The following is a 19,039-nucleotide window of genomic DNA, read 5'->3' on the forward strand; positions in this document are numbered from 1 at the left end:
TTGTTTATTAGCCCTTGAACTGGCCCTCGAAAGCGAACTCGCTGACCGGCTTGCGCTGGCTCGGGATTTCCCGCGCACGCAGATCGTCCGGTAGCGTCGAGGGATCGGCAAGCCGACCGATCGCAACGGCGGCTTCGACGCGGTGGTGCTCGGGAACGTTCAGGGCGTGCATGGCCTTGTCGCGGTCGATACCCGCCATGCCGTGGGCGTGCCAACCGGAAAGCGAAACCTGCAAGGCAAGGCTGTACCAGGCCGAGCCTGTGTCGAAGGCATGCGTATAGGCATGCCGCATCTCGCCGTTCTGCGCCTGGTTATGCGTCCTTGAAATGACGATCAGAAGTGCTGCCGCGTTCTTTGCCCAGCGCTGATTGCCCTCATCAAGAATGTCGAGCAGCACCGGGAAGTGTTCCGTCCCGCGGCGGGCATAGACGAAGCGCCATGGCTGCCGATTGCTCGCGGAGGGCGCCCAGCGAGCCGCTTCGAAGAAGGAAAGGAGTACGCTTTCGTCGATCTCCTCGTTGGTGAAGGCGCGAGGCGACCAGCGCTCCAGGAACATGGCATCGATAGGATAATCGGCTTTTCTGTTGTCGGTCGCCGTCATGGACATGCCTCTTCTCTGTGATCTCTAACTCTTCGGCCGCGCGGCGCCTGATCCGGCCCTGCGCCTATGGCTCGATTCGTTTCGGACGCTACATGAGGTCGCGTGTGGATGAAACGGGGTTGGACGCACGCAGACGTGAGCGCGCTGGCATCCGGTGAGCGCCAGGAAAGTGCAGAAACGGTCGCGTGGGTCATTGCCGTTTCCAAGAAAAAAGTTGTATAAGTTCTGTAGATTTCGAGAGAGGACGGATCATGTCGTTTAAAGACCCATCATTGTTTCGCCAGGCAGCGCTCGTGGGCGGCGAGTGGATCGAGGCGGACTCGGCAAACGCGATCGAGGTGAACAACCCGGCGACGGGTGAGATCATTGGCCGGGTGCCGCGGCTCGGCGCCAAGGAGACCAAGGCTGCGATCGAAGCGGCGCGTCTGGCCCAGAAAACCTGGGCGGCGCGCACGGCCAAGGATCGCGCCGGGGTCCTGCGCAAGTGGTTCGATCTGATGATCGAGAACAAGGAAGACCTCGGCCGCATCCTGACGCTGGAGCAGGGCAAGCCGCTGGCGGAAGCCACCGGCGAGATCGTCTATGGTGCAAGCTTCGTCGAATGGTTCGCCGAAGAGGGTCGCCGCATCTATGGCGACCTGATTCCCGGCCATCAGCCCGACAAGCGTATCCTGGTCATGAAGCAGCCGATCGGGGTCGTCGCGGCGATCACGCCGTGGAACTTCCCCAATGCGATGATTACCCGCAAGGCCGGCCCGGCATTTGCGGCCGGCTGCGCCATGGTGCTGAAGCCGGCGGCCCAGACGCCGTTCTCGGCGATCGCGATCGCCATTCTTGCCGAACGCGCCGGCCTGCCGAAGGGCCTGTTCAGCGTCATCACCGGTTCCGCCCGTGAGATCGGCGCCGAAATGACCTCGAACCCTGTCGTCCGCAAGCTGACCTTCACCGGCTCGACCGAAGTCGGTGCCGAGCTCTATCGCCAGAGTGCCGGCACCATCAAGAAGCTCGGCCTCGAGCTTGGCGGCAATGCGCCGTTCATCGTCTTCGACGATGCCGATCTCGATGCGGCGGTCGAAGGCGCGCTGATCGCCAAGTTCCGCAACAACGGCCAGACCTGCGTCTGCGCCAACCGCATCTATGTGCAGGACAATGTCTATGACGCCTTCTCCGACAAGCTCGCCAAGGCGGTCGCCAAGCTGAGGATCGGCAACGGTCTCGATGAAGGCGTCATCCTCGGCCCGCTGATCGACAAGGCGGCACTGGAAAAGGTGGAAGAACACATTGCTGACGCCACCGCCAAGGGCGCCCGAGTGATCCAGGGCGGCAAGCGCCACACGCTCGGCGGTACTTTCTACGAGGCGACGGTTCTGGCCGATGTCACCCAGGCGATGGCGGTTGCGCGCGAGGAAACCTTCGGGCCGGTCGCTCCGCTCTTCCGCTTCACCGACGAGGCGGATGTGGTCGAGCAGGCAAACGACACCGAATTCGGCCTTGCCTCCTATTTCTACGCCAAGGATCTCGCCCGTGTCTTCCGCGTCGCCGAAGCGCTGGAATACGGCATGGTCGGCGTCAATACCGGGTTGATCTCCACGGCGGAAGCGCCGTTCGGCGGCGTCAAGCTTTCGGGCCTTGGCCGCGAGGGCTCGCGCTACGGCATCGAGGAGTTCACCGAGATCAAGTACGTCTGCCTCGGCGGCGTTGCGTAAGATACGGTACCCAATCTGAAAAACCGGCCGGAAAGTTCTGGCCGGTTTTTTTCTTTGCCGATAGAAATCTCGTGATTGCGGGATTGAGGCATCACTCGTCCCGCCGCATTGCAGGAGGAGACGACCCATGCCGGCACCGAGGAACCCCTTTAAAGCAGCTCTGCGCGAAAACCGCTTCCAGCTGGGGCTGTGGGTGGCGCTTGCCAGCCCCTATGCCGCCGAAGTGGTTTCCGGCAGCGGCTATGACTGGCTGCTGATCGACGGCGAGCACGCGCCGAACGATATTCCGCTGCTGTCGGCGCAGTTTCGCGCCGTCTCCGCATCGAAGAGCCATCCGATGGTTCGTCTGCCGGTTGGCGATACCGTGCTGATCAAGCAGATCCTCGATACCGGCGCGCAAACCCTGCTGATCCCGATGGTCGAGAGCTTGGAGCAAGCACAGCAGCTGGTGCGTGCCACCCGGTATCCGCCGCATGGCGTTCGTGGCGTCGGGGCTGCCCTCGGGCGTGCCTCGCAATTCGGCCGCATCGGCGACTATCTCCAGACCGCCGGCGACGAAATCTGCCTGATCCTGCAGATCGAGAGCAGGGCGGGCCTTGCCGCCATTGATGAAATTGCCGCGCTCGATGGTGTTGACGGCCTCTTCATCGGCCCCTCCGATCTGGCAGCCGACATGGGCTATCTTGGCAAGCCGGGTCATCCGGAGGTGCGTGCGGCGATCGCCGATGCGTTCGAACGCATCAAGAAGGCCGGAAAGGCGCGAGGCATCATGACGCTCGATCTCGAGCAGGCGCGAGACTATCGCGAGATGGGCGCTGATTTCATGGCGATCGGCACGGATGTCACCTCGCTCGTGCGCGCGACGACCATACTGCGCCAGGAGTTTCTCGGCGAGCCGACGTCGGCTCCGAAGAAGCAGGAATCCGGCTACTGATCGCAGATTGCTGCGAGCTCGGGCATGGCTACGCTCGGGCTCCAGCGCCGGAAGTCGGCGATCCGGCGCTCGATCTTTTCTCGGTGATGGTTGGCGATATCGCCTAAACGGTGGTCGAGGAACGGGTTTCTGAAGCGTTCCAGCGTCGCGGCAACATAGTCTTCCGCTTCGCTCTCCAGGCGCTTTGCCGCGAAAGCCACGATCACTTCGGATCGATAGATGCGGTCCAGCCGCGCGGCGATGCCGGCGTCGGCCAACATTTCCCGAACGGTCTCGTTCGCGTCACGGCCTTCCCTGAGCCAGAGATCAGCCAAGACCGTATGGCCGAGATTGAGGATGTGAAGTTTCAGCTTCTCGTAGGGCGTCAGGTCGTCCACGAGCTTCACGCACGGATGGATGCAAGGGAGCCGTAGCCCGGGCTGGTTCTCGATCGCCCAGAGCGCATAGGGCTCAGCAATCGCACCGGCAGGCTCCAGCGGCTCGGAGACGATGCGGTCGACCAGCGTGTTGGCCCAGACGACGTCCTTGCCCAGCCAGTCGATAAAGGCGCTGTTTCCGATCCGCTCCGCCGCGAGACGCAGCATCAATGCCTTCAGCACGTCACCATTGCGTGACACGAGTTCGCAGGGAAGCATCGTCAGGGGACGCCCGCCCGCGTCGAAGCGCGCCTTCAAGAGCAAAAGCAGCTTGCCCGGAAAGGAACGGGGAACTTCCGTTGTCAGATCGTCCTCGCCGATCTGGTAGCCCGTGTCGCCGGTATTCGAGATCAGGATTTCGGCATCCTCGGCGACAATCGCCCGGACCTCGCTCCAGTTTTCGGCGGTCGAAAGCGCCCGCGACACACTGGTCACCTGCTGCGTCTCATCGATCTGCGCTCCAGCTCGGATGCCGCGGATGATGACGGGAAAGCCTTCGGGACGGGCAAGCGCTGCAAGACGGCCGGAGCGTTCGCTGGACCCGGTCGTCTGCACGATCGTGATCGGTCCTACGGCCTCTCCCGTCTTCAACGCCTCGCTGACAAAGAGGTCGGCATGCGCCTGAAGAAAGCGGCTTGTTCCGAATTGTACGATCGGCGTCGTCATGTCCTGCCCCGATAGCTGGCTATGGAATGGATTGGAGAAGAGTTTCGCGCGCCGACTGGAGATGCCGGCGGCAGGCGTGTTCGGCCTTTGCGGGATCGTGCGAGCGCAACGCTTCGATATAGGCGAGGTGTTCTTCCAATGCGCGGGCGTTGCGCTGGCGGGCATTCGTCTTGTTCCACTGGTAGTGATAGTGGAAGACGATTGCGATGATGTCGTAGAAATCGACGATGAACCGGTTGCTCGATGCCTTGTGCACCAATAGGTGGAACTGCTCGTCGAGTTCGGAGAACTCCCGGTAGCGGTTGTCGATGTCGGCGAGGATATCGCGGTGCAGGGTCTCGATTTCCCTAAGCTCTGCCCAGGCCGGATGGTCGTCAGGCAAGGAGACGAAGCGTGCGGCAGAGCGCAGCTCGAACATCTCTCGCACTTCCGTCAGTTCCAGCGCGAACTCTCGGGTAAAGCCTTTCAGGATCCAGTGGCTGTTCGGCCGCTTCTCGATCAGGCCGAAGCGGCTGAAGCGGATCAGGAATTCGCGCACGCTGGTCGTGCCGGTCCCAATGTCCCGCGCCAGTTCCAACTCGTTGATCTGCATGCCGGGCTCTGCACCGCCGGCGAGAATCCGGCGCATGAAACTGCGCTCGATGATTTCGGCGAGTGAATCGGTCTCTTCCGTGGGGAAGTAGTCGTCGGGGCGGGGCTGCCGCAGCACGTTCTTTTTTCGTTTGTCCCAGGCGATCAGCTGCAGTTCCTCGAAGCGGCTGAGGATCGCGCGCACCGTCGTGCGGCTGACGCCGAGAACCTGCCCGAGTTCCGGCTCGGAGGGCAGGGAGGATGTGTCCGCCAGGAGCTTCAGGCAGCGGTTATAGGCATCCTTGAAGACGGTGTTCTGTTTTGCCATGGCAAGATCCGGCCGGTTCGAAATTGTCTGCGTCTGTCAGCGACGCTCCTCTATCGCGACGATCCGGTTTTGTCTCCGTCTGTCGTCATCATCCCTGCTTCTCCCGCACTTCGATCGTTGGCCCGGCGTGGTGGCCGACGTTTTCGCTATAATACCCATTGACGGCAATCTGTCTATTGTAGATAAAAGACAGAACAAAAATCAGTTAGGGAGAGATCGGTGTCTGCGCCGTCCACCATCCTGCTCGCACCTGAGGACAATGTTGTCGTGGCGACGCTGGCGATTGCCGCTGGCGATGCCCTGCCGAACAATGTTCTTGCCGCAGCGAAGGTCGATGCCGGTCATAAGATCGCGATCCGTCCGATCCGCGCCGGAGAGCCGGTCGTCAAATACGCCCAGGCCATCGGCCGGGCGACCGCCGATATTGCGCCGGGCGACCACGTGCACTCCCATAACCTCGCCTTCGACAAGGACCGCTTGGCGATCAGCCCGCAGGGAGCGCCGGAAGTGGCAAGCGATGCCGACAGGGCGCGCACCTTCATGGGCTATCGAAGAGGTGATGGCCGGGCGGCGACGCGAAACTACATCGGTGTCGTCGCCAGCGTGAACTGTTCCACCACGGTCTGTCGTGCCATCGCCGAGGAGGCGAACCGGCGCATTCTGCCGAGATATGAGGGTATCGACGGTTTCGTGCCGATCGTGCACGATCAGGGCTGTGGCATGTCGTCAACCGGCGACGGCATGGCCAACCTGCACCGCACGCTCGCCGGCTATGCCCGCCACGTCAATTTCGGCGGCGTGCTCATGGTCGGCCTCGGCTGCGAGGTCAACCAGCTGACCCTATATGGCCAGAGCGGCGCTGGCGCCGAAAAACGGCATTTCAATATCCAGGAAGCCGGCGGCTCCCGCCGTTCGGTGGAAAAAGCCCTCGGAATTCTTGAGGAAATCGCAGCCGAAGTCGGCAAGGAGCGCCGTATTGCAATCCCCGTGAGCGAGATCATCGTCGGCCTTCAATGCGGCGGGTCGGATGGGCTTTCGGGCATCACCGCCAATCCGGCGCTCGGCGCGGCCGTCGATATCCTTGCGGCAGCCGGAGGCACCGCAATCCTCTCGGAGACCTCGGAAATCTACGGTGCCGAGCATCTGCTGCGCAGCCGGGCGGTCAATGAGGCGGTGGCGGTGAAACTCGATGGCCTGATTTCCTGGTGGGAGAATTATGTAGCGATGCATGGCGCTTCGCTCGACAACAATCCTTCGCCAGGCAACAAACGGGGAGGTCTGACCACTATCCTCGAAAAATCGCTCGGCGCTGTCGCCAAGGGCGGCCGCTCGCCGCTGAACGCGGTCTATCGTTACGCCGAGCGCGTCACCGAGCACGGCCTCGTCTTCATGGATACCCCTGGCTACGATCCGGTATCGGCCACCGGACAGGTGGCTGGCGGTGCCAATGTCATCGCCTTTACCACCGGTCGCGGCAGCTGCTTCGGCTGTCGTCCCGCGCCGTCGATCAAGCTCACCAGCAACACGGCGCTCTACCGGGCGATGGAAGAGGACATGGATATCGATTGCGGTGTGATCGCTTCGGGGGAGGCGAGTATTGCCGGTCTCGGCCGGGAGATCTTCGACCTGATCGTCGAGACCGCCTCTGGCCGCAAGACCAAGAGCGAGCTTTTCGGCTACGGCGACAATGAGTTCGTGCCCTGGCATCTGGGGGCAACGCTCTAAATACGTAACGACTGGCATCCTTGGAGGAGGAGACGGGGAATGCAGACGAGACGGATCGGTCGAACCGAACTATCGGTCACCGAATTTAGCTTTGGTGCCGCCGGCCTCGGTGGGCTCTATCGCGAGTGTACCCGTGACGCGGCAATCGCGACATTGGATGCTGCCTGGGGTGCGGGCCTGCGCTATTTCGACGTGGCGCCCTATTACGGGCTCGGACTTGCCGAGCGCCGGGTCGGCGATTTCCTCAGCGACAAGCCGCGCGAACAATTCGTCCTTTCCACCAAGGTCGGACGTCTCCTGCATCCGGTGCCGGAAGACAAGGTGCCGGATTACTCCTACGTCAAGCCGCTCAATTTCGACGTCGAGTACGACTACAGCTACGACGGCATCATGCGCTCCGTCGAGTTCAGCTACACCCGTCTCGGACTCAATCGCATCGACATCCTCTATGTGCACGATATCGGCATCTACACCCATGGTGCCGCCCGCAACGCCGTTTACATGAGGCAATTGCTGGAGGGCGGCCTGAAGGCGTTGGAGGAGCTGAAATCCTCGGGAACGATCGCCGCCTATGGTCTCGGCGTCAACGAGGTGCCCGTCTGTCTTGAGGTCATGCGCCAGGCCGATATCGACTGCATCCTGCTGGCCGGCCGTTACACCTTGCTCGACCGCTCGGCCGTCGCCGAACTGCTGCCGCTCTGCGAGAAGAAACAGACTTCGCTCATTGTCGGCGGGGTCTTCAATTCGGGCATCCTGGCGACGGGTCCGGTCGAGGGGGCACATTTCGATTACATGCCTGCAACGGAAGATATCCGGCAAAAGGTTGGCGCCATGGAGACGGTCGCCCGCGGTATGAGCGTGCCGCTTGCTGCGCCCGCCATGCAGTTTCCGCTCGGTCATCCCGTGGTCGCCTCGGTGCTGCTCGGCACCGCCAAGCCGGAGAGCCTGAGGCGCAACATGGTGCTCGCCGGACGCAGGTTTTCCGCGTCCGATTTCGCGGCTTTTGAACCGTTCACGCTGGTCGCGCCGGAGCTCGGGGACGAGCCGGTACGGGTCTAGCGGGTGGGGGCCGCCTCGCGGCCTGAAATGCTGTTCCGGCAGCTTGCCAAGCCGGAATTGTCGTACTAGCATTCACATATGTTTTTTATCGATAAAAGGTCGATAAGCCAGCACCTGCGATCGATCTCCAAGAAGTGGAACACGGTGCACTGAGAGGAGAAACCTGGGATGAGCATTCTGAAAAGCAGCCTTACCCGTCGCGCCTTTACCGCCTTGGCCGGCGCCGCGATGATCGCCGGCATGTCGCCGGTCGCATCCTTCGCGCAGGACGTGACGATCCCGATCATCGTCAAGGACACAACGTCCTTCTACTGGCAGATCGTGCTGGCCGGCGCGCGCGCCGCTGGCAAGGACCTGGGTGTCAATGTACCGGAACTCGGCGCTCAATCCGAGTCCGATATCAACGGCCAGATCAGCATTCTCGAGAACGCGGTCGCCGGCGCACCGGCTGCTGTCGTCATTTCGCCGACGGAATTCAAGGCGCTCGGCAAGCCGATCGATGAGGCGGCGAAGGCCGTTCCGATCATCGGCATCGACTCTGGTGCCGACTCAAAGGCCTTCTCGTCCTTCCTCACCACCGACAACGTTCAGGGCGGCCGTATCGCTGCCGATGGACTCGCTGCGGCGGTCAAGGAAATGAGCGGCAAGGAAGAGGGCGAAATCGCCATCATCACTAGCCTTCCGGGCGTCGGCTCGCTCGACCAGCGCCGCGAAGGCTTCCTCGATCAGGTCAAGACCAAGTATCCGGGCTTCAAGGTCGTCGTCGACAAATATGCCGACGGCCAGGCGACCACCGGCCTCAACATCATGACCGACCTGATCACCGCCAATCCCAACCTTGTCGGCGTGTTTGCGTCGAACCTGATCATGGCGCAGGGCGTCGGCCAGGCGATCGCCGAAAACAAGCTCGGCGACAAGATCAAGGTGATCGGCTTCGACAGCGACGACAAGACGGTCGGCTTCCTCAAGGAAGGCGTTCTGGCCGGTCTCGTCGTTCAGGATCCCTACCGCATGGGCTATGATGGCGTGAAGACAGCGCTCGCGGTCTCGAAGAAGGAAAAGGTCGAGGCGAACGTGGATACCGGCGCCAATCTGGTGACCAAGGCCAACATGGCCGAGCCGAAGATCGACGCTCTCTTGAACCCGAAGGTCAAGTGACAACGGCTGCGGCGGGCGTCTAGCCTGCCGCACCCGCTTGCGACCGGGAACGAGGACCGGTCGCAAGCGATCTCTGCGATGGGAGGAATGCGCAGATGACCGAGTTGCAAGAGGCGCGCGACGTCAGGACCGAAGGCCTGCAGGTGGCAACACGCCATCCGGTTCCGAAGGGCGAGCCGATCCTGGAATTGCGCGCGCTGCAGAAGAAATACGGCGCCGTGGAAGCCTTGAAGCCGGCGTCGCTGACCTTTCTCTCCGGTGAAATTCACGCGATCGTTGGCGAGAACGGCGCCGGCAAGTCGACGCTGATCAAGCTTCTGACCGGCGTCATCAAGCGCACGTCGGGTGAAATCTTCTGGTGCGGCAAACCCGTCCAGCTCGGTACGCCGCAGGAGGCGATCGAACGCGGCATCAACGCCGTGCACCAGGAAGTCGTGCTCTGCGCCCACCTGACGGTGGCGTCCAACATGTTTCTCGGCGACGAAATCAATCGTAACGGCCTGATGCGAAAACGCGCCATGACCGATGCGGCCCAGCGCGTGCTCGATGATCTCGGCTTCAACCTGCCGGCAGGCGCCGTGCTCGGCAGCCTGACGATCGGTCAGCAGCAACTCGTCGCCACCGCACGCGCCGCCATGCGCGGCACCCAATTCCTGATTTTCGACGAGCCGACCGCCTATCTCACGCGGCAGGAATCGGCGCAGCTCTTTCGCCTGATCCGCAGACTTCAGGCGGAGGGTGTGACCATCGTCTATATCAGCCACCGCATGGAGGAAGTGTTCGAGCTTGCCGACCGCGTCTCGGTGCTGCGCGATGGCACCCATGTCGGGACCCGCAAGATCGGCGAAACGAACGAGGCGGAGCTGATCGCGCTGATGATCAACCGCACGATCGAGCAGATCTACCACAAGGAGCATTTTCCGCCGGGTGACGTCATCGTCGAAACGCGAGGTCTGAGTGGTCCCGGCTTTCAGGATGTATCGCTGACCGTTCGGGCAGGCGAGATCGTCGGCCTTTACGGGCTGATCGGAGCGGGACGCAGCGAGTTCGCGCTCGGCCTCTATGGCCGACATCGCCCGAGCGCCGGCGAGGTCTATTGGCAGGGGCGCAAGGTGGAGATCGCCAGCGAACGCACGGCGATGGATCTCGGCATTGCGCTGGCTCCGGAAAGCCGCCGCGATCAGGGCCTGTGTCTCAACCTGCCGATCGGTCTCAACATCAACCTGCCGGTCTTTAACCGCTTGACGCGCGGCCTGACGATTAACGGCCAACAGGAGCGGGAGAATGCCGACCGGCAGATCCGCGACCTGAAGATCAAGACGCCGTCGCGCCGTGTTCTCGCTTCCGCCATGTCGGGCGGCAACCAGCAAAAGATCGTCATTGGCAAGTGGCTGAGCCATGGCGCCAAGCTTTTCATCTTCGATGAGCCGACCGTCGGCGTCGATGTGGGCACCAAGGCGGAGATCTATCGCTTGTTCGCGCGACTCCTGGAAAACGGGGCGGGCATCATCCTGATCTCGTCCTATCTGCCCGAGGTCTACGAGCTTGCGGATCGGCTGCACGTGTTCCGGCGCGGCCGGCTTGTTGCGAGCCACGACTATCGCGCCGCGAGCCACGAGGAAGTGCTGACGCAGGCGATTGGCGTTTGAACCGATAAAAACAAACTGAGGGATGCAGGGAGGAAGACGATGAGTGCGGAAACGGTGGAGAGCGGCGCCAGTGCGGCGCCACGCAAGGGCGTAAGCATTCTGTTCGGCCTCACCCTGCTGGGGCTGCTCCTGTTCCTCTGGCTGCTGCTTGGCCTGGCCACCAACAGTTTCTGGACGCCAAACAACATCAGCAACCTGCTGCGCCAGGGGGCGATGACCGCGATTCTTGCGGTCGGCCAGACCTTCGTCATCATCACCGCCGGCATCGACCTTTCGGTCGGCGCCGTGGTCGGTTTCACCAGCGTCATCGTGGCATGGCTGCTTGCGGCCGGCATGCCGCTCTGGGCCGCGATCATCCTGACGCTCGCCTTCGGGGTGCTGATCGGCGCCTTCCATGCCTTCGGCATCGTGCGCATGGGGCTGCCGCCCTTCATCATCACGCTCGCGACCCTGACCTCGCTCCGCGGTATCGGCCTCTTGATCACCAACGGCTCGACGATCTCGATCACCAACGAGGCCTTCACCAATTTCTCGCGCGCGGACTTCCTCGGTGTGCCGAGCCTGTTCTGGATGGTGATCGTGGTGGCGATCCCGGCCTATGTCTTCCTGCACCTGAGCCGTTTCGGCCGCTATCTCTTCGCGGTTGGGTCGAACAGCGAGGCGGCGCGCCTCTCCGGCGTCAACGTTCACCGCACCATCTATCTTGCCTATATCCTCTCCTCGACCTGCGCTGCCTTCGTCGGCCTGTTGCTCGCCTCGCGCATCGGCATCGGCAACGCCACGCAAGCCGAGGGCTGGGAACTGCAGGCGATCGCCTCGTCGGTCATCGGCGGCACCAGCCTCTTCGGTGCAGTCGGCTCGGTGCATGGGCCGCTGCTCGGCGCATTCATCCTCGCGACGATCAACAACGGCGCCAACCTCCTGAACGTCAACTCGTTCTGGCAGCGCATCATCACCGGCGTCCTGATCATCGTCATCGTCTATTTCGACCAACTCCGGCGTCGCAGCGCCCGCTAGGCGCCGACACCGAACATTCCGTGGGAACTGTCATGAAAGCCGTGCTCTGCCTTGAACCCGGCCACCTGGAGGTCGTTGACCGCCCGCCGGCTGAGAATGTGCCTGACGGTTGGGTGCGCCTCGCCGTCAGCCATGTCGGCATCTGCGGCACCGACTACCATATCTTCGCCGGCAAGCATCCGTTCCTCAAGTATCCCAGGGTCATGGGTCACGAGATCTCGGCAACCGTGATTGCCGGTGGCCGCGGCACGGCGATCGCGCCCGGCACGTCTGTCGTGGTGAACCCCTATCTCTCCTGCGGCAATTGCGTTGCCTGTCGAAATGGTAAGCCCAACTGCTGCACCGCCATCCAGGTTCTCGGCGTCCATACCGATGGTGCCTTCTGTGAAGAGATCGTCGTGCCGGAGGCTAATCTTTATCCGGCACATGACCTCACACCGGAGGCGGCCGCCACCGTCGAATTTCTGGCGATCGGTGCCCACGCGGTACGTCGTGCCTCCGCCGGGGCCGGTTCACGGGCGCTGGTCATCGGCGCAGGGCCGATCGGTCTCGGCACGGCGATCTTCTCGCGCATCGCCGGCCATCAGGTGACGCTCGTCGATACCAGCACCGAGCGGCTGGACTTTGCAGCCCGAAAGCTCGGCTTCGCCGAGGGTATCGTCGCTGGCGCCGACATGGCGTCACGCATAGCCGATGCGACGGGCAGGGACGGGTTCGATGTGGTCTTCGACGCCACCGGACATGGTGGTTCGATGCAGGCCGCTTTTGCCTATGTCGCCCATGGCGGCATCCTGGTCTTCGTCAGTGTCGTGAAGGACGAGATCCGCTTTTCCGATCCGGAATTTCACAAGCGCGAGATGACCTTGATCGGCAGCCGCAATGCGACCCGCGAAGACTTCGATCATGTCGTCGCATCGATTGCTTCCGGCCTTGTGCCGGTCGAGGCGCTGATCACTCACCGCACGACGCTGGAGGGTGCGGTGGCCGATCTTCCGCGCTGGGCAGAAGAAAAGGCGGGTCTGGTCAAGGCAATCGTCAAGGTGGCTGCTGCATGAGCGAGGGCGGCCTTGCTGCATTGCCGCAGGGGCTGCCCCGGACATTCGCTCCATTTTTCCCTGAAAATGCTCTGCATCGGCTCTCAACGCACGAAAATAGCGGAAAACCGCCAGTTTCGGACAAGCTCGTTTGCAAATCGTCAGGAATCCAGATTCATTCTGGTCTCAGGCCTTGTATCGAGGCGTGACGGGTATATTTGTTGCACTGCACAAGAAAAATGGTAGTCTGGCACCGATTGCGGACACCAAGACAAACAATCGCAAGCTTGCGTCCGACCGGGAGCGGCGTTGTCGTTGATTGAACCAAGGGGTACGCTTCCCATGTTCTACCAGCTCTATGAATTGAACCATGCCATGATGGCGCCGTGGCGTACGGCTGCCGATGCCATGCGGCTTGCCTTCAGCAATCCGATGAACCCCGTCTCGCACACCTATTTCGGTCGTGCCGCCGCTGCGGGGCTCGAAGTGTTCGAGCGTTCCACTCGCCGCTATGGCAAGCCGGAGTTCGGACTTCCAACGACCGAGGTCGACGGCGCGTCTGTCTCCGTCTACGAGCGCATCGTCTGGCGCGCGCCTTTCTGCAACCTCATCCATTTCGAGCGTGCCCTGCCCAAGGGGCGTGCCGCCGACCCGAAGGTGCTGGTGGTGGCGCCGATGTCCGGCCACTACGCGACGCTGCTGCGCGGCACGGTGGAAGCCTTGTTGCCGCATTCCGACGTCTACATCACCGACTGGATCGACGCCCGCATGGTGCCTCTCAGCGAAGGCACCTTCGATCTCGATGACTACATCGACTACGTCATCCAGATGCTGCACTACCTGGGGCCGAACACCCATGTGATCGGCGTCTGTCAGCCGGCAGTGCCGGTCCTCGCAGCCGTTGCGCTGATGGAAGCGGTTGATGATCCGCTGTCGCCGGCGACGATGACGCTGATGGGCGGACCGATCGATACCCGTATCAACCCGACGGGCGTCAATCAGCTGGCCGAGCAGCGGCCGATCGAATGGTTCCGCGACAATGTCATCATGCCGGTGCCGTGGCCGCAGCCGGGCTTCATGCGCATGGTCTATCCGGGTTTCCTGCAGCTTTCCGGCTTCATGTCGATGAACCTCGACCGGCATCTGATCGCCCACAAGGAGTTCTTTGCCCATCTGGTCAAGAACGACGGCGATGCGGCCGAAAAGCATCGGGACTTCTACGACGAGTATCTGGCCGTCATGGACCTGACCGCCGAATTCTACCTGCAGACCGTGCAGGTGGTGTTCATGCAGCATGCGCTGCCCAAGGGCGAGATGATGCATCGCGGCAAGCGCGTCGATACGACGGCGATCAAGAAGGTGGCGCTGCTCACGGTCGAAGGCGAGAACGACGACATCTCCGGCGTTGGCCAGACGAAAGCGGCGCAGACGATCTGCACCAATATCCCCGACCATATGCGCATGCACTACATGCAGCCGGATGTCGGCCACTACGGCGTTTTCAACGGTTCGCGCTTCCGCCGCGAAATCGCGCCGCGCATCGTTGCCTTCCACCGGGAGCACGCGCGTCACGTGAAGCCGGTGAAGCAGCTGATCAAGGGCGGCAAGTCGGCCTGATCCCATGGTCGGCGCCGTTTTGACCGCGTAGAGTCAAGGGTTTGTCCGATTCCGGGGGAGGGCGTCTTGCACAGCCAAGGGCGCCTTCCCACATCGTTTTCATCGGGCCGCATGGGTGGCCCGGATGATTGCGAGGAATCCTGAAGATGAACCAATCTGCAATGATCCGTCCGGATTGGACGCCCGCGACCATCGCCCTGATGGTGCTCGGCTTCGTGGTCTTCTGGCCACTGGGCTTGGCCATGCTCGCCTACATCCTGTTCGGCGAAAAACTCAAGACGTTCAAGAAAGACGCCAACGATACGGTGGGTGGCATGTGCTCGGCATTCAAGCGCGGCGGTCGCCGTTCCAACTGGACGCATCGCACCGGCAACGCCGCATTCGACGACTGGCGCGAAGCTGAACTTGCGCGCCTCGACGAACAGCGCCGCAAGCTCGACGAAATGCGCGAAGAGTTCGACACCTATGTGCGCGAGCTTCGCCGCGCCAAGGACCAGGAAGAGTTCGACCGCTTCATGCGCGACCGCAAGAACGGCGGCTCCGGCCCGATTGTCGAAGCCCACTAATTTGAAGAAAATGCCTCCGGCGTTTCATGTGAAACGCCGGATTACCCATTCGCGTCTCGCGGCCCTGTAGCCGAAAGCCCCGCGAATCGGTTAGAAAGCCTGCATGTTCCCTTCCTTCAAGCGGCGCATCCAACCTGCACCACCCGCCATGACGCGGCAGATCGAGGTCGCCGGCAAGTCCCTGCCGCTGACGATCAAGCAGAACGCGCGCGCGACCCGCATGACGCTGCGCATCGAGCCCGGCGGCCGGGCACTGAAAATGACGATCCCCCAGGGCCTGCCGGAGCGCGAGGTCAACGCCTTTCTCAATCGCCATCAGGGCTGGCTGATGACGAAGCTTGCCCGCTTCTCCGGCGAGAGCCAGATCGAGGAGGGCGGCTCCATCCTGATCCGCGGCATTTCCCACCGGATCGAGCGCACCGGCAAGATTCGCGGGCTGACGGAAGCGATCCTGGTCGATGGCGAACCGGTGCTGCGCGTCAGCGGCGACGAGGAGCACCTGAACCGGCGCATCGTCGATTTCCTCAAGAAGGAAGCCCGTCAGGATCTCGATCGGCTGGTGGCGATCTATACCGGCCGCATCGGCCGGCGCGCAAAGTCGCTGTCGCTGAAGGACACGCGCAGCCGTTGGGGATCGTGCTCGGCCGATGGCGCGTTGAGTTTTTCCTGGCGCATCGTCATGGCGCCGCCAAAGGTCATTGCCTATCTCGCTGCGCATGAAGTGGCGCATTTGCAGGAGATGAATCACGGTCCCGATTTTTGGGCGCTGTGTGGGAGGCTGTGTCCGGATACGGACGACGCCAAACGATGGCTCCGCCGCAACGGTACGATGCTTCACGCGATCGACTTTGACTGAGCGCGCCCAAAGGCTGTGCGTGCGTTATGCGCGGTAGCGCAGCGCTTCGCGGATCTTCTCATCGGTCTTGTATTGGCTCAGTGCATAAACCGACCAGATCGCCGCCGGAACCCAGCCGATCAGGGTCAGTTGCAGGATCAGGCAGATGAGCCCGGCAAAGGGACGGCCGATGGTGAAAAACTGCAGCCAGGGCAGGATAAGCGCGAGCAACAGGCGCATCATTCTCTCCATTGTGGTAAAATGCATATGGTGAAAGCGCGCCTGCCGCGCAAGGGGCGCAACGGCCGCCGGGACATCGTGCCGGAGGCGCTGGCCGGGGCCTCGCGCGTCGGTTTTTGGCTCGACTCGCGCGACATTTCATGCAAGGTCGCTTCTCATGAAAACCGAAGTGAAGATATGCGGGCTGAAGACCGCGGAAGCGGTTGAGCGTGCTGTCGCGCTCGGAGCATCCCATACCGGCTTCATCTTTTTCCCCAAGAGCCCCAGGAACATCGAGCCTGATGATGCGGGCCGTCTGGCGGAGCGGATTCGCGGCCAGGCGAAGATCGTCGCCGTCACGGTCAATGCCGATAACGACGAGCTCGACGAGATCGTTTCGGCGCTCAACCCCGATATCCTGCAGCTCCATGGCAGCGAGGACCCGGAACGGCTGCTGACGGTCAAGGCGATGTACGGCCTTCCTGTCATGAAGGCCCTTTCGGTGCGCGAAGCGTCGGACCTCGAAAAGATCGACGCCTATGTCGGCATCGCCGACCGCTTTCTCTTCGATGCCAAGCCGCCTGCGGGTTCTGATTTGCCCGGTGGCAACGGTGTTTCCTTTGACTGGAAGCTGCTCGATGCGCTTGACGGAAGCGTCGATTACATGCTTTCCGGTGGGCTTAACGCCGAGAACATCGGCGAGGCCATGGTGCAGACCCGCGCCCGGGCCATCGATATCTCCTCCGGCGTCGAGAGCGCGCCGGGCGTCAAGGATCTGAAGCTCATGGAATCGTTTTTCAATGCCGTTCGCCAGGCGGAGGCGGGCATGCCACGGTCAGGGAGCAGGACGTGAACCAGGCGCCAAAGTTGAATTCTTTCCGGGGCGGTCCCGACGAGGACGGCCGTTTCGGCATTTTTGGCGGCCGTTTCGTGGCCGAGACATTGATGCCTTTGATCCTCGACCTGCAGGACGAGTGGAACAAGGCAAAGGACGATCCGGCCTTCAAGGCGGAGCTGGCACATCTCGGTGCCCACTATATCGGCCGGCCGAGCCCGCTCTATTTCGCCGAGCGACTGACGGCCGAGCTCGGCGGTGCGAAGATCTACTTCAAGCGCGAGGAGCTGAACCACACCGGCTCGCACAAGATCAACAACTGCATTGGCCAGATCCTGCTCGCCAAGCGCATGGGCAAGACGCGCATTATCGCCGAGACCGGTGCCGGCCAGCACGGCGTGGCTTCGGCGACGGTTGCGGCTCGCTTCGGCCTGCCCTGCGTCGTCTACATGGGCGCGACCGATGTCGAGCGCCAGGCTCCGAACGTCTTCCGCATGAAGCTGCTCGGTGCAGAGGTTAAGCCGGTAACGGCCGGCAGCGGCACGCTCAAGGATGCGATGAACGAGGCGCTGCGCGACTGGGTCACCAATGTCGACAACACCTATTATCTGATCGGCACGGCTGCCGGTCCCCATCCCTATCCGGAAATGGTCCGCGATTTCCAGGCGGTTATCGGCCAGGAAGCAAAGGAGCAGATGCTCGCTGCCGAAGGCCGGCTGCCGGATCTCGTCGTCGCTGCCGTTGGCGGTGGCTCCAACGCGATCGGCATCTTCCATCCGTTCCTTGATGACGAAAGCGTCAAGATCGTCGGCGTCGAAGCCGGCGGCAAGGGCATCGAGGGCGACGAGCATTGCGCCTCGATCACCGCCGGTTCGCCCGGCGTTCTGCACGGCAACCGCACCTATCTGCTGCAGGACGACGACGGCCAGATCAAGGAAGGCCATTCGATTTCGGCCGGGCTCGACTATCCCGGCATCGGTCCGGAGCATGCCTGGCTCAATGATGTCGGCCGCGTCGAATATGTGCCGATCATGGACCACGAAGCGCTCGAAGCGTTCCAGACGCTGACCCGCCTCGAAGGCATCATTCCGGCGCTCGAACCGTCGCACGCGCTTGCCGAGGTCATCAAGCGTGCACCGAAGATGGGCAAGGACGAGATCATCCTGATGAACCTCTCCGGTCGCGGGGACAAGGACATCTTCACCGTCGGCAAATTGCTGGGAATGGGGCAGTAAGATCATGACCGCACGCATGGACAAGAGATTTGCCGATGTGGCGGCCGAAGGACGTCCGGTCCTCGTCACCTACTTCATGGCCGGCGATCCGGATTTCGAGACGTCGCTTTCGATCATGAAGGCGTTGCCGAAAGCTGGCGCCGACGTCATCGAACTCGGCATGCCCTTTTCCGATCCGATGGCCGATGGCCCGGCGATCCAGCTTGCCGGTCAGCGCGCGCTGAAGGGCGGCCAGACGCTCGCCAAGACGCTTGAGATCGCTCGCCGTTTCCGTGAAGACGACCAGCGCACGCCGATCGTGCTGATGGGCTACTACAATCCGATCTATATCTACGGCGTTGACCGTTTCCTGACCGATGCGCTCGCCGCCGGCATCGACGGCCTCATCGTCGTCGACCTGCCGCCGGAGATGGACGACGAACTCTGCATCCCGGCGCTTGAGAAGGGCATCAACTTCATTCGCCTGGCGACGCCGACGACAGATGAGCGTCGCCTACCGAAGGTGCTCGAAAACACCTCCGGTTTCGTCTATTACGTCTCGATGAACGGCATCACCGGCTCGGCTCTGCCCGATCCGTCGTTGATCGGCGGCGCCGTCGCGCGTATCAAGGCGCATACCTCTCTGCCGGTCTGCGTCGGTTTCGGCGTCAAGACGGCGGAACATGCAAGAGCCATCGGTGCATCCGCCGATGGCGTGGTCGTCGGTACGGCGATCGTCAACCAGATCGCGTCGAGCCTGACCGAAGAGGGCAAGGCGACCGACGCGACGGTTCCGGGTGTTGAAGCGCTGGTCAGAGGGCTCTCGGCAGGAGTGCGGTCCGCACGCCTCGCAGCAGCCGAATAATTGCCTATATTAGCGCGCACAACCC

At 62.3% G+C, this 19,039-nt stretch carries 18 protein-coding genes; 14 read left to right on the plus strand and 4 right to left on the minus strand.

What is annotated here, in order from left to right; genetic code table 11:
- Positions 1-7: 7 nt before the first annotated feature.
- A complete protein-coding gene (locus tag LAC81_RS18455) occupies positions 8-601 on the minus strand; it encodes a nitroreductase family protein (RefSeq protein WP_223725954.1) in 594 nt (197 codons plus the stop codon).
- A 251-nt stretch (positions 602-852) separates the two neighbouring features.
- Here LAC81_RS18455 and gabD point away from each other — a divergent pair, with 251 nt between their 5' ends.
- Together gabD and hpaI are read left to right on the plus strand one after the other, a co-directional pair.
- Positions 853-2,307, plus strand: a complete 1,455-nt coding sequence (gene gabD / locus LAC81_RS18460; protein ID WP_223725955.1) for an NADP-dependent succinate-semialdehyde dehydrogenase — start codon at positions 853-855, stop codon at positions 2,305-2,307.
- Positions 2,308-2,434: 127 nt separating this feature from the next.
- Positions 2,435-3,241 carry a 4-hydroxy-2-oxoheptanedioate aldolase gene (gene hpaI / locus LAC81_RS18465; protein ID WP_223725956.1) on the plus strand — a complete coding sequence of 269 codons (807 nt, stop codon included), beginning with the start codon at positions 2,435-2,437 and terminating at the stop codon, positions 3,239-3,241.
- Here hpaI and LAC81_RS18470 read toward each other — a convergent pair.
- Together LAC81_RS18470 and LAC81_RS18475 are read right to left on the minus strand one after the other, a co-directional pair.
- Entirely contained in the window at positions 3,235-4,323 is a 1,089-nt protein-coding gene (locus tag LAC81_RS18470) for a mannitol dehydrogenase family protein (RefSeq protein ID WP_223725957.1), read from the minus strand. The two genes, hpaI and LAC81_RS18470, sit on opposite strands and share 7 nt — an antisense overlap.
- A gap of 19 nt (positions 4,324-4,342) precedes the next feature.
- Entirely contained in the window at positions 4,343-5,221 is an 879-nt protein-coding gene (locus tag LAC81_RS18475) for a GntR family transcriptional regulator (protein WP_223725958.1), read from the minus strand.
- Positions 5,222-5,440: 219 nt separating this feature from the next.
- Here LAC81_RS18475 and LAC81_RS18480 point away from each other — a divergent pair, with 219 nt between their 5' ends.
- From LAC81_RS18480 to LAC81_RS18520, 9 genes are all read left to right on the plus strand, one after another.
- Entirely contained in the window at positions 5,441-6,946 is a 1,506-nt protein-coding gene (locus LAC81_RS18480) for a UxaA family hydrolase (protein ID WP_223725959.1), read from the plus strand.
- Between the two features lie 39 nt (positions 6,947-6,985).
- Complete coding sequence (locus LAC81_RS18485; protein WP_223725960.1) at positions 6,986-8,005, plus strand: aldo/keto reductase; 1,020 nt, start codon at positions 6,986-6,988, stop codon at positions 8,003-8,005.
- Between the two features lie 168 nt (positions 8,006-8,173).
- A complete protein-coding gene (locus LAC81_RS18490; protein WP_034801640.1) occupies positions 8,174-9,163 on the plus strand; it encodes an ABC transporter substrate-binding protein in 990 nt (329 codons plus the stop codon).
- A 95-nt stretch (positions 9,164-9,258) separates the two neighbouring features.
- Entirely contained in the window at positions 9,259-10,812 is a 1,554-nt protein-coding gene (locus LAC81_RS18495) for a sugar ABC transporter ATP-binding protein (RefSeq protein ID WP_223725961.1), read from the plus strand.
- A gap of 39 nt (positions 10,813-10,851) precedes the next feature.
- Positions 10,852-11,829, plus strand: coding sequence for an ABC transporter permease (locus LAC81_RS18500; protein WP_223725962.1), 978 nt, complete (start codon positions 10,852-10,854; stop codon positions 11,827-11,829).
- 32 nt (positions 11,830-11,861) lie between these two features.
- The gene (locus LAC81_RS18505) at positions 11,862-12,884 is read left to right on the plus strand and encodes a zinc-binding alcohol dehydrogenase family protein (protein ID WP_223725963.1); all 1,023 of its coding nucleotides are present in this window, start codon (positions 11,862-11,864) and stop codon (positions 12,882-12,884) included.
- Positions 12,885-13,205: 321 nt separating this feature from the next.
- A complete protein-coding gene (gene phaZ / locus LAC81_RS18510; RefSeq protein WP_223725964.1) occupies positions 13,206-14,480 on the plus strand; it encodes a polyhydroxyalkanoate depolymerase in 1,275 nt (424 codons plus the stop codon).
- A gap of 146 nt (positions 14,481-14,626) precedes the next feature.
- A complete protein-coding gene (locus tag LAC81_RS18515; protein ID WP_223725965.1) occupies positions 14,627-15,046 on the plus strand; it encodes a DUF2852 domain-containing protein in 420 nt (139 codons plus the stop codon).
- A 103-nt stretch (positions 15,047-15,149) separates the two neighbouring features.
- Positions 15,150-15,902: a M48 family metallopeptidase gene (locus tag LAC81_RS18520; protein WP_223725966.1), complete on the plus strand. Its 753-nt coding sequence runs from the start codon at positions 15,150-15,152 to the stop codon at positions 15,900-15,902.
- Positions 15,903-15,926: 24 nt separating this feature from the next.
- On the opposite strand, the gene LAC81_RS18525 is transcribed toward LAC81_RS18520, so the two are convergent.
- Entirely contained in the window at positions 15,927-16,121 is a 195-nt protein-coding gene (locus LAC81_RS18525; protein ID WP_077968711.1) for a YqaE/Pmp3 family membrane protein, read from the minus strand.
- Positions 16,122-16,278: 157 nt separating this feature from the next.
- Here LAC81_RS18525 and LAC81_RS18530 point away from each other — a divergent pair, with 157 nt between their 5' ends.
- Genes LAC81_RS18530 through trpA form a run of 3 tightly spaced genes read left to right on the plus strand, consistent with a single transcriptional unit; the run spans position 16,279 to position 19,014 of the window.
- Positions 16,279-16,953, plus strand: a complete 675-nt coding sequence (locus tag LAC81_RS18530) for a phosphoribosylanthranilate isomerase (RefSeq protein WP_223725968.1) — start codon at positions 16,279-16,281, stop codon at positions 16,951-16,953.
- On the plus strand, positions 16,950-18,170 hold the full coding sequence (trpB, locus tag LAC81_RS18535) for a tryptophan synthase subunit beta (protein ID WP_223725969.1): 1,221 nt from the start codon (positions 16,950-16,952) through the stop codon (positions 18,168-18,170). The genes LAC81_RS18530 and trpB overlap by 4 nt, the downstream gene beginning before the upstream one ends.
- A gap of 4 nt (positions 18,171-18,174) precedes the next feature.
- Complete coding sequence (trpA, locus tag LAC81_RS18540; protein ID WP_223725970.1) at positions 18,175-19,014, plus strand: tryptophan synthase subunit alpha; 840 nt, start codon at positions 18,175-18,177, stop codon at positions 19,012-19,014.
- Positions 19,015-19,039 lie beyond the last annotated feature (25 nt).

This window comes from Ensifer adhaerens (assembly GCF_020035535.1).
In the GTDB taxonomy this organism is placed as follows: domain Bacteria; phylum Pseudomonadota; class Alphaproteobacteria; order Rhizobiales; family Rhizobiaceae; genus Ensifer.

What these genes read in the sequence shown, in the direction of transcription:
- LAC81_RS18455 (WP_223725954.1), bottom strand. Translation starts at nt 601, where the DNA reads ATGACGGCGACCGACAACAGAAAAGCCGATTATCCTATCGATGCCATG.
- gabD (WP_223725955.1), top strand. Translation starts at nt 853, where the DNA reads ATGTCGTTTAAAGACCCATCATTGTTTCGCCAGGCAGCGCTCGTGGGC.
- hpaI (WP_223725956.1), top strand. Translation starts at nt 2,435, where the DNA reads ATGCCGGCACCGAGGAACCCCTTTAAAGCAGCTCTGCGCGAAAACCGC.
- LAC81_RS18470 (WP_223725957.1), bottom strand. Translation starts at nt 4,323, where the DNA reads ATGACGACGCCGATCGTACAATTCGGAACAAGCCGCTTTCTTCAGGCG.
- LAC81_RS18475 (WP_223725958.1), bottom strand. Translation starts at nt 5,221, where the DNA reads ATGGCAAAACAGAACACCGTCTTCAAGGATGCCTATAACCGCTGCCTG.
- LAC81_RS18485 (WP_223725960.1), top strand. Translation starts at nt 6,986, where the DNA reads ATGCAGACGAGACGGATCGGTCGAACCGAACTATCGGTCACCGAATTT.
- LAC81_RS18490 (WP_034801640.1), top strand. Translation starts at nt 8,174, where the DNA reads ATGAGCATTCTGAAAAGCAGCCTTACCCGTCGCGCCTTTACCGCCTTG.
- LAC81_RS18495 (WP_223725961.1), top strand. Translation starts at nt 9,259, where the DNA reads ATGACCGAGTTGCAAGAGGCGCGCGACGTCAGGACCGAAGGCCTGCAG.
- LAC81_RS18500 (WP_223725962.1), top strand. Translation starts at nt 10,852, where the DNA reads ATGAGTGCGGAAACGGTGGAGAGCGGCGCCAGTGCGGCGCCACGCAAG.
- LAC81_RS18505 (WP_223725963.1), top strand. Translation starts at nt 11,862, where the DNA reads ATGAAAGCCGTGCTCTGCCTTGAACCCGGCCACCTGGAGGTCGTTGAC.
- phaZ (WP_223725964.1), top strand. Translation starts at nt 13,206, where the DNA reads ATGTTCTACCAGCTCTATGAATTGAACCATGCCATGATGGCGCCGTGG.
- LAC81_RS18515 (WP_223725965.1), top strand. Translation starts at nt 14,627, where the DNA reads ATGAACCAATCTGCAATGATCCGTCCGGATTGGACGCCCGCGACCATC.
- LAC81_RS18520 (WP_223725966.1), top strand. Translation starts at nt 15,150, where the DNA reads ATGTTCCCTTCCTTCAAGCGGCGCATCCAACCTGCACCACCCGCCATG.
- LAC81_RS18525 (WP_077968711.1), bottom strand. Translation starts at nt 16,121, where the DNA reads ATGCGCCTGTTGCTCGCGCTTATCCTGCCCTGGCTGCAGTTTTTCACC.
- LAC81_RS18530 (WP_223725968.1), top strand. Translation starts at nt 16,279, where the DNA reads ATGAAAACCGAAGTGAAGATATGCGGGCTGAAGACCGCGGAAGCGGTT.
- trpA (WP_223725970.1), top strand. Translation starts at nt 18,175, where the DNA reads ATGACCGCACGCATGGACAAGAGATTTGCCGATGTGGCGGCCGAAGGA.